A 15,624-nucleotide genomic window follows, 5' to 3' on the forward strand; every position below is an offset into this window, starting at 1 on the left:
TCTGCCGAGGTGGATCCGCGGGGTGGCCGCCGTAAGTTCGGAGAGGTGTCAGTCGAAGTCAGGAGTGAGCGAAGTGCAACGGGGCAGTCAGGCCGTGCCGTCGGCATGCCTGCAGAGATCGGCGTCGGCGCCGTCATGACGACGCTGAACAAGATTCTGGCGATCGCCGGAGTGGCACTGCTGCTCGGCGGGCTGGCACTGGGTTTCCGCTCGGTCTCCGCTGATTCGACCAACTGCGGCTCGGTGTTTCAGCCCGCCCGCGGCATCACCCCGATGGCCTGCGACGGGCGGCTGAACAACTCGGCCACCCTGGTCACGGTGCTGATGGTCGTCGGCGGCCTCGCCGTGGCGGCCGCCATCACGCTGAAGGTCGTCCGCGACCGCGTCGACGCCTGACCTCCGCTGCACGACGCTCGATGGTCAGGGCCCGATGAGCAGAGCGGTCCCGCCCAGGGCCGGATGAGCAGAGCGGTGCCGCTCAGGGCCGGATGATCAGTTTGCCGGTGGTGCGGCGAGCCAGCAGGTCCTCGTGGGCCTGCCTGGACTCCTCGAGTGCGTACTCGCCCCCGAGGATCGGGCTGATCGTGCCGCTCGCGGTAAGGCGCAGCAACTCCGCCAGCGGTTCGGCATAGCCGCCTGGATACTCCAGCGCCGGCACCAGCCAGAACGCCGCGGCCGACTGGTTGCCTTCGGCAAGCACCCCGATGTCGACCAGCGGCCGCCCCTCCCGGGCGGCATTCCCGTACGACACCAGCCGGCCGAATCCGGCCAGCACCTCCAGACCGGCCAGCAGCGTCTTGCCACCGGTCGCGTCGAGGATCACGTCGACGGGCCGGCCGTCGTTGGCGGCCAGCACCTGGTCGGCGTACGAGTCGAGGGAGCTGTTCACGGCGACGTCCGCCCCGAGGTTGATCGCGAGTTCGCGCTTGTCCGGTCGTGAGGCGACGGCGATCACCCGGCCCGCGCCGAAGAACTTCGCCAGCTGGATCGCGAGCGTCCCGACGCCGCCCGCGGCCGCGTTCACGACCACCGTCTCGCCGGGTGCCAGGCGCGCGGAGTTACGCAGTACGTGCCAAGCGGTCAGCCCCTGCACCAGCAGCGCGAGCGCCTGGCCGTCGCTGACCTCGTCCGGTACCTCCACCGCGCGGGCCGCCGGGATCACAGCCTCCTCGGCATAGCCGCCGCCCGAGAAGATCGGGGCGAGCAGCCGCCGGCCGTCAGCGGCCCGGCCGACCACCTCGACGCCGGGGACGAACGGAAGCAGTGAGCCGCCGCGATACGACCCGTCGGTGCGATGGGTATCGGCATAGTTCACGCCGGCCGCGCTGACCTCCACCAGGAGCTGGTCCGGGGCGGGGACCGGCGTGGGGAGCTCGGTGGGGACGAGGACCTCTGGTCCGCCGTACCGGCTGACCTGGATGGCGCGCATGGCTGGTTCCGTTCCGTCGACGACTTGTGCGGCAAAGGTAGATACGGCTCGAACCGGCCGAACAGTTGTCGTCGTCGATGGAAACTCGTTGTCCATGAGAGGCGCTCATGGATGAGCGCTAGCCTGGTGAGGTGCTGGACGATCTCACCGCAGCCGAGCTGCGCATTCTGGATGCCGTCGATGCCGAAGGCAGCTTCTCCGCGGCCGCGGCCAGACTCGGGCTGACGCAGTCCGCCGTCTCACACTCGGTCCGGGGCACGGAGCGGAAGGTCGGCGCGGTCCTGTTCGACCGGGGCCGGCATGGGGCCCGGCCGACCGCCGCCGGGCTGAGTGCGATCAAGCACGGCCGCGGCGTCCTACGGCTGATGACCGTGCTCCAGCAGGATGTGCGGGCCGCTTCGGGCGAACAACTGACCGACCGCCTCCGGATCGCCGCGTTCCGCAGCGCAGCCGCCCAGTTGTTGCCACCGGCCCTCACCAGACTCCGGTCCCGCCACCCGAACCTGGTGTACGACGTATCGATCGTGCGCGACGTCGGCGGCGGTACTGCGAACGAGGTGGTCGCCGGGCGGGCCGATGTCGCGATCGTCAATCTGCCGCACCGGCTCCCCGCCGAGGCCGGCCTGGTCGGCGGCACACTGCTGGAGGAGCCGTACGTACTGATTCACCCGTCCGGCCACCCGGATCCGCGCTCGCTGCCGGTGATCGACTGGACGGAGAACTGCTCGGCCGCCACCAAGGAGTGGTTCGCCACCCAGGAATGGTTGCCGACGGCCACGATCAACGTCGCCGACGACACCGTGCTGTTGTCGATGGTGGCGCACGGGCTGGGGATGGCGGTGGTGCCGCGCTCGACGGCGGCGGATCGCCCGGCGAACGTCGTACTGGCCGAGCTCGGTACCGACGCGCCCCGGCGTACGGTCGGCTATGTCGCGGCACCCGAGCTGGCGCGCAGTACGGCGGTCCGGGAACTGGTGCGCGAACTACGGTCATTATCGTGAGGCCATGAGTTTCACCGGGTTCCCGACCGCCGCGCTCGACTTCTACGACGACCTGGAGATGGACAACACCAAGACGTTCTGGAACGAGCACAAGCACGTCTACGAGGAGTCGGTGAAGGCGCCGATGGCCGCGCTGCTCGCCGAACTCGAGGCGGAGTTCGGGGCGGCCAAACTCTTCCGGCCCTATCGCGACGTCCGGTTCGCCAAGGACAAGACGCCGTACAAGACCCACCAGGGCGCCTTCATCGATCTCGGCCCGTCGACCGGCTGGTACGTGCAGCTGTCGGCGCCCGGCGTCCGGGTCGGGGCCGGCTTCTACGAGGCCTCGGCCGACCGGCTGGCGCGCATCCGGGCCGCGATCGACGACGACCGGCGCGGCAAGGAACTCGAGAAGCTGCTCGGCAAGCTGCAGAAGGCCGGCTGGACGCTCGGTGGGGAGAAACTCAAGACGAGCCCGCGCGGCTGGGACGCCGACCACCCGAGGATCGAACTCCTCCGGCACAAGTCGATGACGCTCGGCAAGTCGTACGGATTCGAGCCGATCATCCACACCCCCGACCTGGCTGACCAGATCCGCCACGACTGGCGAGCCACCCGCCCCTTCCTCGACTGGCTCACCACCAACGGCTGACCGGTCCTCGCTGGGCGAGCACGGACGTCAGTCGTCGAAGTCCTTGAGGATCCGGTACAGGTGGTCGCGGGTTTTGTTCGGTGGGGGAGCGGCGACACAGAGGGCTTCCATGGTCGCCGTGTACTGGTCGAGGTCCTCGAGCTTGTCCAGGTAGAGCGCGCTGGTGAGGTGCTCGATGTAGACGATGTCGGGCAGGTCCTGCTCCGGGAAACGGAGAATGCTGTACGCACCGCCGGTGGCCGCGTGGCCGCCGGACTCGAACGGCATCACCTGGAGCGTCACGTTCGGCATGTGGGTTGCTTCGAGCAGCGCCTCGAGCTGGATCCGCATCGCCTTCACGCCGCCGATGGGACGGCGCAGGACGGATTCGTCGACGACGGCCCAGAGCCGGACCGGGGTCGGCGTACGGTGCAGCACCTCCTGGCGACTGACCCGCAGCGCTACCCGGCGCTCGACCTCTTCGGCGGGGATCAGCCCGCGACCGAGCTGGACGACCGCCCGCACGTACTCCGGGGTCTGCAGCAGGCCGGGGACGAACTGCAGCTCGTAGGTACGAATCAGTTGAGCGGCCGCTTCGAGGCCGAGGTAGGAGTGGAACCAGCTCGGCAGTACGTCGCCGAAGCGGTGCCACCAGCCCGGGTTGTTCGCGTCCCGGGCGAGGGCCATCAGCCGCTCGCGCTCCTCGCCGTCGTCCAGGCCGTACAGCGTGAGCAGGTCGCCGACGTCGCGTTCCTTGAACCCGACCCGGCCCAGCTCCATCCGGCTGACCTTGGACTCCGATGAGCGGATCTCCCAGCCGGCGTCCGACCGGCTGATACCGGCCGCCTCCCGCATCCGGCGGAGATGCGCTCCGAGAATGATTCGCAGCGCTGTCGGTCCGCTCTGCGCGCCCGACTCAGTCACGCTCACCTCCGACGACACCCCAGCTGCCCCGTAGCGGACGGTCTGCCCACCCCGACCAAATCATCGCACGTCCTCGCACCGAACTGTCGAAGTTCTTACACAAGAGTCGCCTCGAGTGGCCGCCGTCTGGCCTCCGGTCACAGAGTGTCATCGTAGCCGGTTGCGGCATCGATGCCAGTTTCCGGCCATGTTCTGACAAACTTCGGCCGTTTCGGGCCCGATTTCCGGCCCGTCGAGGGGTCCGGAAGGCCGATCCACGCCTGAAAACGGCCTCAAAACGGTCACAACTCAAAAACGTGCGGATGCACGTGCATTGGGCGCTTGCATTCGTACTGTGCGACCGCCATGATTACTTCATGCACAGAAGGTGAGCTGAATCTCGCAACCAGTGACATCGCGTGATTCGGCAGGCCGGTCCATTGATCGTCGGCGGGGACGCCGGCACGACTGGTTGGGGAACCCGAGTCGATGAGCAACCACGACATCGAGGCAGCCGGCAACGGCGCGGACACCAGCGGTGGCCGGGCGCCCGAGGAGCTGACCGAACGGGAGATCCAGGAACTCGTCGCACGCTGCCCCGAGCAGCAGCGATGGGCCTTCGAAGGCTGGCTTCGCGGCGTCCGTCAACTCGACGGGGATCCGATCGTGAGCCTGGGATGAACAGCGACCGAGCAGGAGGCTGGAAGATGGTGCGGATCTGGTTGGGTGATCACCTGATCGCCGAGTACGTCGCGGAGCCCGACCGTGCGTCGCGGTACCAGCGAGTCATGACGCCCAAGTTCACCGGACTGCGAATCACTGTGGACGGAGCGGCGACCGCGGGAGCCTCGGAGCTTCCGAGCGAGCAGCTCTGGCCGCTCACCGTGCAGTGAAGCAGTAACCACCTCTCCTCGACGACGGCCACCTCGGTGGCCGCGCCGCGGCAAGCCACCGCCGCGGTACAAGAAGGCCGATCTTCACTGAAGATCGGCCTTCTTGTCGTGCTGCCGGTGGCTGCTCTGTTGTCTGCACCTGCTCGGCTCTGTTGTCTGCACCCGGGCTCGACTCTGCTGTCTAACGCCCGGGGCTCGACTCTGCTGTCTGCACCGGGGCTCGACTCTGCTGTCTACGCCCGGGCTCTGCTGTCTACGCCGACTCGGTCGGCGCCAGTGCCGGCCGGAACGTCAGAGGCCCCCTCACCACTCGCCTGGTGAAGGGGCCTCTTGCTTGTGCTGGTCTAGGTCAGACGAGATCGTCGAACTCCCCGTCGTGGACTCCGCCGAGGAATGCCTCGATCTCAGCCTTGGTGAACACCAGCGCCGGTCCGGACGTGAAACGCGAGTTCCGCATCGCCACGCCACCATCCGCCAGCTTCGCCACCTCTACGCAGTTGCCGTTGGGGCCGCTGCGCTGACTCTTCCGCCAGGTCAGCTCGCTCGTCGCGTCCCCGGGCATGCCGTTGTAGATAGCAGTCATCAGCTGCACCTTCCGTACGTCTTTGGCATATGCACGTGCATTTGGGCTTGCATTTGCATCGTACACGTTCCAGGCCTCTGTGTCCGGTCGATTACCCAGCGTTTAACTCGCGTGCCGACTCCCCGGCGCGGCGGTCGCTCACGGTGAGTAGAAATTGCCTCCACGCCGCACAAAAGCCTGCTCCCCGCCGTACGAACTGCCCGGCGCAGAGGGGATGGATCGAGCGGCAGTAGGACGGCCCCGAGGCCGAGTCGCGGCTGAATGGCGGTCGGGCACGGCGTCACTCAGCTGAAGGATGTGAGCGACCCGCGTGAAGTGAAAAGCGACCTCTTTGGTTGAGGGATCAGGTAGATCGGGGCGGGACCTGGAATCCTTGCCAGAAACACTCGCGGGAGGGGTGATCCACCCTTCCACTGGTCTGCAGATGCACTAGGCTGACCGAGACGAATCCCCCCACACGAAGGCTCCGCCGATGGCGACTCCCGACGGCCCGGACGCGACTCCCGGCTTCGACACCTCCCAGCCGACCATCGCGCGCGTGTACGACGCGCTGCTCGGTGGCAAGGACAACTTCGCCGCCGACCGCGAGGGCGCGGCGACCTATCTGAAGTACGTTCCGGACGCCGGTCGCTGCGCGATCGAGAACCGGGCTGCCCTGGTCAAGGGCGTTCAGTACCTCGCGCGCACGGCGGGTATCGACCAGTTCCTCGACATCGGCAGCGGCCTGCCGACGCAGAAGAACACCCACCAGGCGGCGCAGGAGGTCAACCCGCGGGCGAAGGTCGTGTACGTCGACGTCGACCCGATCGTGCTCGCGCACGGCCGCGCGCTGCTGGCCACCGACGACAGCACCATCGTCGTGACCGCGGACCTGCGCGACCCGCAGGGCATTCTGGACAACAAGGAGATCACCGACCACCTGGACTTCACCCGTCCGGTCGCGTTGATGATCGTCGGCATTCACATGCACTTCCACGACGACGAGAAGCCGGACGAGTGGGTCCGCACGCTGATGAACGCGCTGCCCTCCGGTAGCTACTTGTTCATCACGGACTTCGTCGACACCGGTGAGCCGTTGCAGAAGGCGATGGAGCAGGCCGGCCTGGAGAGCCTGGGCAACGGCTGGATCCGGACGCCGGAGCGGATCGAGCAGCACTTCCTTGGCCTCCCGCTGGTGCCGCCCGGACTGGACTTCCTGGCCCGCTGGTTCCCGGAGGACCCCGACGCCGAGGTACCGGCAGCCGAGGACCTTCAGCCGTACCAGCGCATCCTGATGGCAGGAATCGCCAAGAAGAACTGACCCACACAGCACCCTGAAGGCGCGCGACCAGCAGCTGGTCGCGCGCCTTCAGCATGTCCGCGACGCATACCCCTTCGATCGTGGTGTGCCGATTGTGACGCTGGGTGTCGGGTACCGGCAGAATGGGGCCGACAGCTTCTATTGATGGGGACCCTGTGCACTACCGGATGATCAGGACGGTGCCCGCCGACGCGGTCGCCATCGTGCGGGCGTATCCGCCGATGGTGATCTGCTTCGCCGCGGCCCTCGCCGGTACTGCGGTGGTCTTCGACGTGTTCTACCTGGTCGCCAGTCCCGGTCTGACGCTCGCGATGGTGTACACGATTCCCGTGCTGGCAGGCCTGATCGCCGGCCTGGTCGCGGCGTCGGACGAGGTCGGGCTGGAGCGGAAGGTGCTCGGCTGGACCACGGCCGCGACGATCTCCGTGGCGATCACCAATGTCGTGGTGGTCGCGATGATCGCCGCGATGCGCCGGACGGGTCCGTCGAACTGGGCCGCCGGTTTCCGCTCGATCCTGCTGGCCGGCTGCAGCGTGCTGTCCGTTGCCGTCACCATCGTTGTCGTCGGCAACCTGATCCCGCAACTGGGGATCGAGCTCAGAACCAAGCTGCCGAAGAAGAAGGTCAAGGTCTACGTGCCCCCGGCGCCGATCGCGGCACCGAAGCCGCGGGCGAGCAAAGAGGCCGCTGCCCGGGCGAAGCCGGCGCGCGTCGAGGTCGAGCCCGAGCCGGTCGAAGAGCCGTACGCCGAGCCGACATATGTTCCCCCGGCGCCGAAGGTCGTCGACCTGGACGAACCACGCGAAGTCGTACTGCGCTCCGAAGGCACCGGCCACGCCGATCGACTCGTCCCCCGCCCACGCCGTACGCCGTCCGTCCCTCCCTCCCGCCGCTCCCACCGCCCAGGCCGCCGCCCCGAGCGCTGACCCAGCCCAGGGCGGTCAGAGAGGGACGAGGTGCCAGGGGCCGGTCCCGGGGGCGTGTTGCCAGCCCTGGATCAGCGTGGCATTGGTGCTGACGGCAACGAACACCAGCTTGCCCGCTGAGTCGAGATAGACGGCGGGGTCGGCGGCGAGGTTGGGGAGCTGGTCGGTGGTGGCGTCGCGGATGATTGTCGAGTGCCAGGGGTCTGAGCCAGGCGTCTGCTGCCAGCCGTGGAGCAGGCGACCGTCTGTCGTGCGGATGAAGTAGGTGAGCTTGGCGCCGTTGTCGAGGGAGATGACCGGTTCGCCGGCGAGCTGGACGGTTTCGACGCCGTCGGTGTCGGTGGTCGGCTGGATCGTGGTCGACTGCCAGGTATCCGCGCCGGCTGAGGTCTGCCAGCCGTGGAAGAGCTTCCCGTCGACGGTGCGGGCGAAGTAGACGAGCTTGCCGGAGACGTCCACCGCGACCGACGGGTCACCGGCCAGCGGCGAGGTCGCGATGGTGGCGGTCTTCCAGGGACCGGTACCCGGTGCCGCCTGCCGCCCGTAGAGAAGGTTGCCGTCGGCCTTGCGGGTGAGGAACGCGATCCGTCCAAGGTTGTCCTGGGCAACGACCGGCCGCGACGTGATGCTGAGCTGCTGGTTGGTCACCGAGTCGCGGATGATCGTGGCATGCCACAGCGAGCTGCCCGGTGCGTCCTGCCAGCCGTGGAAGAGCCGGCCGTCCGTGGTGCGGGCGAAGTACGTGAGTTTGCCCCGGGCATCGATCGAGGCGGCAGGATCGCCGGTCAGGTGGACGGTCTCGACGCCGTCGAGGTCGGTGGTCGGCTCGATCGTGCCCGAGACCCATTGCGCCGCGCCGGGAGTGGTCTCGTAGCCGGCCCGGAGTTTCCCGTCGGGGGTGATGGCGAAATAGTACGCCCGGCCGATCGAGTCGAGCGTGGTGGCGATCCGGCTGTCGACGGCGACGCTGCCCGGCGGTTCGATCACGGTCGACTGCCAGGTCTGCGCCGCCGGGGCGGTCTGTGCGGCGAGCTGGACGGATCCGTCCGCGGTGGCGGCGAACGAGATCAGCCGTCCGGCCACATCCTGCCCCATCCACGAGCCGGGGCTCGCCGTCGCACCGGCGACCTTGTTGTAGCGGTACGGCGTGAACGTCTTCAGATACGAGTTGGTCCAGGTCCGTTCCTCGGCGACGTGCCCGTAGTCGTACTCCTCACGCACGGTCGGCCGCGTCCGTGCGACGTCGGCCCAGCGGACGAACAGCGCGATGTGGTTGACGCCGCCCGACGTACGGTGCAGAGCGTCGCCCGGCTGCAGGTCGTCGTACGTGATGGCGTGCATGACGCTCGGCAGGGAAGCCGTGGTGAGCGAACTGCCGAGGTGCCACGCCATCGAGAGGAAGCCGGAGCAGTCCCGGCGATAGCTGCCGTACTCGTTCACGTGCGGGCTGGCGTTGTCCTGGCTGTAGGGCACCTGGTCGCGGATCCAGGAGGCGGATCGCAGCAGCATCTCCTGGCGCGAGATCGCCCCGTTCGCGACGCTGGCCGGCTGCATCGTGGTCTGGCTGGTTTCCGTGACCGCTGTTGCCGGCACGGCCGCGACGCCACCCAGCAGGGTGAGGGCGGCGGAAGTCAGTACTACGAGCTTGCGGAGCCTCACCGGGATGTCTCCTGTCGTCCGTGACCTGGGCACTCTGATCCTGACCTGCGCCCGGCAACCGCCCAACCTGTTCGATCAGCATGCAAACTGGATCCAGGGAGGTGCCGGTGAAGCTGGTCTGGGATTTGGTCGTGGTGGGCGCGGGACCGGCCGGTGCGGCAACGGCTCTCGGCGCGCTGACGGAGAACCCGTCGCTATCGGTTCTCCTTCTCGACCGGGACGACTTCCCACGCGACAAAGCCTGCGGCGACGGCATCGCGCCCCACGTGCTCGACCTGCTCGCGTCAGTCGGCGTAACCGGCCTGCTGACCGACCGTACGCCGGTACGCCGCCTCGCCTTGCGCCGTGGGGATCTCGAGGTCGCCCGGGACATGGCCCGACCTGCCTGGGTCGTACCGCGCAAGGTGTTCGACCAGCGCCTCGTGGAAGCGGCGCGAGCGGCCGGGGCTCACCTTCTACGCCACCGGGTCAGAACGATCGACGTACGCCGTGACGCCGTCCAGGTGGACCACCTCGCGGCTGCCGTCGTGGTCGGCGCGGACGGCGCGAATTCCGTCGTACGCCGGTCCGTCGGCGGCCCGAAGAGCCAGGCCGGACCCGTGGCGTTGGCGATTCGGGGCTATGCGCCGACGCCGCCCCAGCGGGCTGCCCGGCAGGAGATCGTGTTCGGCCTCGGCCGCCAACCGTCGTATGCGTGGTCCTTCGATCGCGGTGACGGCCTCTCCAATGTCGGCTACGGCGAACAACTGCTCCCGAGTCGCCCGCATCCGACGCGACGCGACCTGCTCGACCGGCTGGAGGAACTGCTCCCCGGAGCGGGCGAAGGCGGGACCGATTGGCGAGGGCACCATCTCCCGCTGTCGTCTTGGTCGTGGCGGCCTCGCGGCGGGCGCGTCCTGCTCGCGGGAGACGCGGCCGGGCTGATCAATCCGATGACCGGTGAGGGCATCTACTACGCCGTCGCCACCGGCCTGCTCGCCGGCCTGGCTGCAGGGGGTGCACTGCGATCGGGCGACGCGGGTACGGCGTACCGGCGTACGGCTGGACGTTTGCTCGGACGGCACTTGCGGCACACCGCGTTGACCGCGCAGCTGTGCAGGTCAGGACACGTGCTGGACCGCGGCATCCGTGCTTCGGCCGCCAGTCAAGAGGTCTTCGACGATCTCGTGGAGATCGGCCTGGCCAACGGCCACATCACACCGCGGCTGGTGCGCGCACTGCTCTAGCCAGCGCCTTCCGTTGAGCCGCGGTCAAGCGGGCCGGTTTGGCGGTGATCCCGTAGGTGTCGTCGGTGCGATGCTCGATGACGACCGGGTCGGTGAAGTAGGCATAGGTCTCGGCGGTTGCGAGGGCTTCCTCGACGCGGGGGAGGGGCCAGGACAGGGCGGTGCTCAGCTGGGACGCGGTGAGCGGTGCGCCGGCGTGGACCAGAGCGGCGAGAATCGTCATGACGTCTTCTGCGGCAAGGGCAGTGGGGCCGCCGTTCATGTCGGTGCTGAGTTGTGCGAAGAAGTGGCCCATCTTGTCCAGCCTCGAGCCGGCCGGGGTCTCCGGGCCGAAGAGCTTGGCGCCGTACTGCGCGGCTTCGGCCCAGCTCGCGTTCGTCCGGGCGCTCGTCATCCACGCCCGGAGCCAGACGTCGTCCTCGATCACGTAGTACTCATGGCGTCTGCCCGGCTCGCGGCGTCGCTCGACCATCTCGACCTTCTCCAGGTACGCGATCGCCTTCGAGACCGAGGCGGGGCTGACGCGGAGCTGGCGGACCAGGTCGGCGGCGGTCAGGCTGCGCGAATCCGTGGTGTACAGGCGGGCCAGGACGCGCGCGACCATCCGGGGGAGACCGGCCTCGACCATCAGGCCGGCGAACTGCTCGGCGTACTCGCGGACCGCGCCCGGATCGCGCCCGTAGCCGTCGGTCTCGATCGGTTGCTCGCGTGGTGGCGGTTTCGGCCGGCGGGCCCGGCTCTCGGTGGCGTAGTGCGCGTGGTCGGCGCGGTAGCCGGCCGGGCCGCCGTTGCGGGCGACCTCGCGGCTGATCGTGGACGTCGGCCGGTCCAGTTGACGGGCGATCTCGGCATAACCCAGACCGTCGGCGAGGCCGGCCGCGATGGCCTGGCGATCGATGTGGCGCAGCCTGCCGCCTGGCATCCGTCCTCCCGATGCGTTCATTGTCTGGTCATTGCAACGGCACTTGGGGAACCTTTGCATTCACCGTCATTTCCGTTGCAACAATAGCTGATTCCAGTACATGAAGTCCCCTTCAAGGCCGTCATAGTCGTTGCCGGATGATCAAACGCAACGTAGCTTCCTGGGCAGAACCGAGGGAGCTGGGGATGAAGAACGAGATGGTGCTGGCCGTCGACGGGCTGCGAATGCGGTACGGCACGACAGACGTGCTGCAGGATGTGACGTTCCAGGCGAGACAGGGCGAAACGCTGGTGCTGCTCGGCCCGAACGGGGCGGGCAAGACCACGACGATCGAGATTCTCGAGGGTTTTCGGAGCAGATCCGCCGGCGACGTGTCGGTGCTCGGCTGCGACCCGGCGAGCGGTGACGAGCGATGGCGGTCGCGGCTCGGCGTGGTACTGCAGTCGTGGCGGGACCACGGCAACTGGCGAGTGCAGGAACTCCTCGCGCATCTGGGCACGTACTACGCGCCGTACGCGACCGCCGAGATGTCACGACCGTGGGATGCGGCCGAGCTGATCGAGACCGTCGGCCTGACCGGGCAGGCTCGGCAGAAGATCAAGACCTTGTCCGGCGGGCAGCGGCGCCGGCTCGACGTGGCGATCGGGATCGTCGGACGCCCTGAGGTGCTGTTCCTGGACGAACCGACCGTGGGTTTCGATCCGGTCGCGCGGTACGAGTTTCATCAACTCCTGCAGGGACTTGGCGAGCGGACGACGGTGCTGCTCACCACGCACGATCTGGACGAGGCGGGCAAGCTGGCCGATCGCATCCTGGTCCTGGCCGGCGGACGCATCATCGCGGCCGGTACGCCGGCCGAGCTGACCCGGCAGATCGCGGGCTCCGACGAGTCGCGCCCGGCGTCGCTCGAGGACGCCTATCGCCAGCTCGTTCGTGGGGCCGCGTTGTGAGCGCGCGGAAGGCGGCGGTTCGCAGCGGGCTGGGTCAAGGGTGGATCGAGCTGCGGCAGTCGTTCACCAATCCCGCCGAGTTGACCAGCCATTTCCTCTGGCCCGTGCTGCTGTTGATCGCGTTGTTCTTCTTGCGGGACAGGACTTTCGACGGGTTCCGGCTCGGCGTACTGGTGCTGCCGAGCATGGTCGGGATGAACGCCGCGATGGGTATGGTCAGCATGAGTCAGCTGCTCACGGCCGACCGCGAGGACGGGACTCTGCTGCGGGCAAAGGCCACACCGAACGGGATGCTCGGTTACCTCGTCGGCAAGGTCGTCTCGGTAGCGGCCGGCCTGGTGGTGGATCTGGCGATCCTGCTGATCCCCGGACTGCTGCTGGTCGACGGGCTGACAGTCGGCGGTTCGTGGGTCACCTTGTTCTGGGTGCTTCTGCTCGGGCTGGTCGCGACGCTGCCACTCGGTGCTGTGCTGGGCTCGGTGTTCACGACCACGCGGGCGCAAGGTTTGATCCAGTTGCCGGTGCTCGGGCTGATCGCGATCTCGGGGATCTTCTATCCGATCACCGCCTTGCCGGGCTGGGTGCAGGCAATCGGGCAGGTGTTCCCCATCTATTGGCTGGGTCTCGGGATGCGGTCGGCGTTCCTGCCGGATTCCTTTGCGAGCGTGGAGATCGGCGATTCCTGGCGTCACCTGGAGACGGTCGGTGTCCTGGGCGCCTGGGCAGTCTTCGGGTTGCTGGTGGCCCCCGTAGTACTGCGGCGGATGGCGCGGCGGGAGTCCGGATCAGCGGTGGCGGGCCGGCGTGAGCGGGCACTGCGGCGAATTGGGTGACGAGCGATTCCTTTTGGGCGGCCGTCCGGTCTGTCTGTTGACAGGTTCGCGACGAAGGGATCGTTCGATGAAGTTCAGTGTGTTTCTGCCGACCGGGTTCGGTGGAGATCTGGCCGGGTTCACCGATCCGGCGGCAGCGGCCGACCTGGTGCTCGAGCTGGCAGTGACGGCGGAGGAGAGTGGGTACCACGGTGTCTGGCTGCCGGATCATTTCCAGACGATCCCGCCGTCGGCGTCGTACGTGTTCGAGTCGTGGTCGTTGCTCGCGGCACTGACCGGGCGGACCAGCCGGATCAGGATGGGCCAGCTGGTCAGCGGGAACGGGTACCGCAATCCGGCCTTGCAGGCGAAGATCGCCTCGACGGTCGACGTGCTGTCCAAGGGCCGGCTGACGTTCGGGATCGGGGCGGGCTGGTACGAACGGGACTACCAGGCGTTCGGCTACCCGTTCCTGCCCGCACCCGAGCGCCTGCGGCAACTCCGCGAGGCCGTCGAGATCATCCGGTCGCTCTGGACGAACGACGTGACGACGTACGACGGCGAGTACTACCAGCTCGTCGACGCGGTGAATCAGCCGCGCGGGATCCAGCAGCCGATCCCGTTGATGATCGCAGGCGGTGGCGAGAAGGTGACCCTGAAGATCGCCGCGCAGTACGCCGACCTCTGCAACGTGATGGTGTCCCCGGCGGAGGCGGAGCGGAAGTTCGCGATCCTGCGGGACCACGCGACCGCGGCCGGCCGCGACTTCGGTGAGATCACCCGGACCGTGACGACGACCTGCCTGATCGCTGACACGGACGAAGAGGCCGCCGCGCAACTGCATCCGTCGATGGGCGCCTTCTACCCGGGCGACTTCGCCTCCTACCTGCTCTACGGCTCGCTCGACACGGTCCGCCGGCGCATCGAGGCCTACCGGGCGGCCGGCGTACAGGAGTTGATCGTCGGCTTCCACAACTCCACCGATCCCGAGGCTGTCCGGCTGTTCGCCAAGGAGTTCGTCAGCTGATAGGACCCAGCGCGGGCGGCAGGCCGAAGAGCGCGAAGGCGTTCGAGTCGATGAAGGAGGTGACGGCAGCGATCTTGCCGGCCCGCACGGTGAGCACCTCGATGGACCATGGCAGATGGTCGCTGTGTGCCGAGGCGCCGAGATAGGAGGCGATGGCGGGTTGCCCGTTCGCCGTGATCGGGAGGTGCTGCCAGCTCGGGCACCTGGTCAACGGGATCGCGACGGCGAAGTCGGTGACGGCGGCGATTCCGGCGTACCAGTGCCGCAGTGGTGGCATCGACCAGGTGACGTCCTCGGTCAGCAGGGCGATGAGCGAGTCGGCATCGCCTTGCTCGAGGGCGGTCGAGTACTGCCTGACGATGTCCCGCACCCGGGCGTCGCCGAGCTCGCGCAGGCTCTGCTGCCGGCTGTGGTCGGGCACCTTGTCGCTCACGATCCGCCGGGCGCGTTGCAGCGCGCTGTTCACCGAGGCGACCGAGGTGTCCATCATCTCGGCGATCTCGGCGGCGCTGAAGTCCAGTACTTCGAACAGCAGCAGGGCCGCCCGCTGGTTCCCCGGGAGATGCTGCAGCGCCGCCACGAAGGCGAGCTGGACCGACTCGCGTTGCTCATAGCTGTCGCCCGGCTGATCGGGGTACGGTCCGAGCCAGCTGATCTCGGTGAGTGGCGGATTGTCCAGTACGGCGCGGTCGCTGGCCGGCCCGAGATCCATCGGCAGCGCCCGCCGGCCGCGTTGCTCGGCCACGTCCAGGCAGGTGCGGGTGGCCACCGTGTAGAGCCACGAACGCACCGAGCTGCGCCCCTCGAACTTGGCCAGCCCGCGCCAGGCCCGCAGCAAGGCGTCCTGGAGCGCATCGTCGGCGTCGTACGAGGAGCCGAGCATCCGGTAGCAGTGCGCGTGCAACTCCCGTCGCAACGGACCGACCAGCCGGTCGAACGCCTCGTCGTCGCCGGCCCGCGCCAGCTCCAGATCAGCCGTCACCCCAGACCTCCGCTACTGGCGGACGTGATCGACCCAATCGGGCGGCACGGTCCCACCGGGCACCGGCTGGCTGACAGGGTGACTGTCCGGTGCCGCGAGCTCCGGACCGTCGACGAACTGCTCGGTCGTGTAGTTCCAGAACCAGTCTTCACCCGGCTCGAAGGACCGAATGATCGGGTGCCCCGCCTCGGCAGCATGCTTGCTCGCGTGCTGCTCCGGGGAACTGTCACAGCAACCGACGTGCCCGCACTCGGCACATCGCCGCAGGTGGAACCACCAGCCGCCCCCGTCCAGGCACTCCACACACCCGTTCCCGGACGGACCAACCTCCGGCCGGATCCCGGCGATCTCGGTCATCCACACTCCTCTCACCACACCCCGGAGCCCGCCGTAGAGCGGCT

At 68.2% G+C, this 15,624-nt stretch carries 18 protein-coding genes; 11 read left to right on the top strand and 7 right to left on the bottom strand.

Annotation, left to right across the window (positions count from 1 at the left end):
• Positions 1-105: 105 nt before the first annotated feature.
• Positions 106-396, top strand: a complete 291-nt coding sequence (locus DIZ26_RS36700; RefSeq protein WP_112249180.1) for a hypothetical protein — start codon at positions 106-108, stop codon at positions 394-396.
• A gap of 82 nt (positions 397-478) precedes the next feature.
• Here DIZ26_RS36700 and DIZ26_RS36705 read toward each other — a convergent pair whose 3' ends face one another.
• A complete protein-coding gene (locus DIZ26_RS36705; RefSeq protein WP_112249181.1) occupies positions 479-1,429 on the bottom strand; it encodes a quinone oxidoreductase family protein in 951 nt (316 codons plus the stop codon).
• Between the two features lie 131 nt (positions 1,430-1,560).
• On the opposite strand from DIZ26_RS36705, the gene DIZ26_RS36710 reads away from it, so the two are divergent.
• Both DIZ26_RS36710 and DIZ26_RS36715 read left to right on the top strand, forming a co-directional pair.
• Positions 1,561-2,430, top strand: coding sequence for a LysR family transcriptional regulator (locus DIZ26_RS36710; RefSeq protein ID WP_232828953.1), 870 nt, complete (start codon positions 1,561-1,563; stop codon positions 2,428-2,430).
• A 4-nt stretch (positions 2,431-2,434) separates the two neighbouring features.
• The gene (locus DIZ26_RS36715) at positions 2,435-3,061 is read left to right on the top strand and encodes a DUF2461 domain-containing protein (RefSeq protein ID WP_112249182.1); all 627 of its coding nucleotides are present in this window, start codon (positions 2,435-2,437) and stop codon (positions 3,059-3,061) included.
• 27 nt (positions 3,062-3,088) lie between these two features.
• Here DIZ26_RS36715 and DIZ26_RS36720 read toward each other — a convergent pair whose 3' ends face one another.
• Positions 3,089-3,964 carry a helix-turn-helix domain-containing protein gene (locus DIZ26_RS36720; protein WP_112249183.1) on the bottom strand — a complete coding sequence of 292 codons (876 nt, stop codon included), beginning with the start codon at positions 3,962-3,964 and terminating at the stop codon, positions 3,089-3,091.
• Between the two features lie 468 nt (positions 3,965-4,432).
• Here DIZ26_RS36720 and DIZ26_RS36725 point away from each other — a divergent pair, with 468 nt between their 5' ends.
• Positions 4,433-4,624, top strand: coding sequence for a hypothetical protein (locus DIZ26_RS36725; protein ID WP_112249184.1), 192 nt, complete (start codon positions 4,433-4,435; stop codon positions 4,622-4,624).
• Between the two features lie 26 nt (positions 4,625-4,650).
• Positions 4,651-4,836 carry a hypothetical protein gene (locus DIZ26_RS36730; RefSeq protein WP_112249279.1) on the top strand — a complete coding sequence of 62 codons (186 nt, stop codon included), beginning with the start codon at positions 4,651-4,653 and terminating at the stop codon, positions 4,834-4,836.
• 349 nt (positions 4,837-5,185) lie between these two features.
• Here DIZ26_RS36730 and DIZ26_RS36735 read toward each other — a convergent pair whose 3' ends face one another.
• Positions 5,186-5,419, bottom strand: a complete 234-nt coding sequence (locus tag DIZ26_RS36735; protein ID WP_112249185.1) for a DUF397 domain-containing protein — start codon at positions 5,417-5,419, stop codon at positions 5,186-5,188.
• Positions 5,420-5,891: 472 nt separating this feature from the next.
• Between DIZ26_RS36735 and DIZ26_RS36740 the strand changes: the two genes are divergently transcribed.
• Together DIZ26_RS36740 and DIZ26_RS36745 are read left to right on the top strand one after the other, a co-directional pair.
• Positions 5,892-6,719, top strand: coding sequence for an SAM-dependent methyltransferase (locus DIZ26_RS36740; protein ID WP_112249186.1), 828 nt, complete (start codon positions 5,892-5,894; stop codon positions 6,717-6,719).
• 167 nt (positions 6,720-6,886) lie between these two features.
• Complete coding sequence (locus DIZ26_RS36745; RefSeq protein WP_232828955.1) at positions 6,887-7,645, top strand: hypothetical protein; 759 nt, start codon at positions 6,887-6,889, stop codon at positions 7,643-7,645.
• 15 nt (positions 7,646-7,660) lie between these two features.
• Here the strand turns inward: DIZ26_RS36745 and DIZ26_RS36750 are convergent, their stop codons facing one another.
• Positions 7,661-9,304 carry a hypothetical protein gene (locus tag DIZ26_RS36750; RefSeq protein ID WP_112249188.1) on the bottom strand — a complete coding sequence of 548 codons (1,644 nt, stop codon included), beginning with the start codon at positions 9,302-9,304 and terminating at the stop codon, positions 7,661-7,663.
• A 107-nt stretch (positions 9,305-9,411) separates the two neighbouring features.
• On the opposite strand from DIZ26_RS36750, the gene DIZ26_RS36755 reads away from it, so the two are divergent.
• Positions 9,412-10,530 (top strand): NAD(P)/FAD-dependent oxidoreductase, encoded by a 1,119-nt coding sequence (locus tag DIZ26_RS36755; RefSeq protein WP_232828957.1) that lies wholly within the window; start codon positions 9,412-9,414, stop codon positions 10,528-10,530.
• Here DIZ26_RS36755 and DIZ26_RS36760 read toward each other — a convergent pair.
• The gene (locus DIZ26_RS36760) at positions 10,499-11,452 is read right to left on the bottom strand and encodes a GbsR/MarR family transcriptional regulator (RefSeq protein WP_112249190.1); all 954 of its coding nucleotides are present in this window, start codon (positions 11,450-11,452) and stop codon (positions 10,499-10,501) included. The two genes, DIZ26_RS36755 and DIZ26_RS36760, sit on opposite strands and share 32 nt — an antisense overlap.
• Positions 11,453-11,637: 185 nt before the next feature.
• Here DIZ26_RS36760 and DIZ26_RS36765 point away from each other — a divergent pair, with 185 nt between their 5' ends.
• From DIZ26_RS36765 to DIZ26_RS36775, 3 genes are all read left to right on the top strand, one after another.
• Entirely contained in the window at positions 11,638-12,402 is a 765-nt protein-coding gene (locus DIZ26_RS36765; protein ID WP_112249191.1) for an ABC transporter ATP-binding protein, read from the top strand.
• Entirely contained in the window at positions 12,399-13,235 is an 837-nt protein-coding gene (locus DIZ26_RS36770; protein ID WP_112249192.1) for an ABC transporter permease, read from the top strand. Before DIZ26_RS36765 ends, DIZ26_RS36770 begins: the two co-directional genes overlap by 4 nt.
• A gap of 67 nt (positions 13,236-13,302) precedes the next feature.
• Complete coding sequence (locus tag DIZ26_RS36775; protein WP_112249193.1) at positions 13,303-14,241, top strand: TIGR03560 family F420-dependent LLM class oxidoreductase; 939 nt, start codon at positions 13,303-13,305, stop codon at positions 14,239-14,241.
• Here the strand turns inward: DIZ26_RS36775 and DIZ26_RS36780 are convergent.
• Entirely contained in the window at positions 14,234-15,223 is a 990-nt protein-coding gene (locus DIZ26_RS36780; RefSeq protein WP_112249194.1) for a sigma-70 family RNA polymerase sigma factor, read from the bottom strand. The two genes, DIZ26_RS36775 and DIZ26_RS36780, sit on opposite strands and share 8 nt — an antisense overlap.
• 12 nt (positions 15,224-15,235) lie before the next feature.
• A complete protein-coding gene (locus tag DIZ26_RS36785) occupies positions 15,236-15,580 on the bottom strand; it encodes a UBP-type zinc finger domain-containing protein (protein WP_112249195.1) in 345 nt (114 codons plus the stop codon).
• Between the last annotated feature and the right edge of the window lie 44 nt (positions 15,581-15,624).

Source organism: Kribbella monticola, assembly GCF_003261635.1.
In the GTDB taxonomy this organism is placed as follows: Bacteria; Actinomycetota; Actinomycetes; order Propionibacteriales; family Kribbellaceae; genus Kribbella; species Kribbella monticola.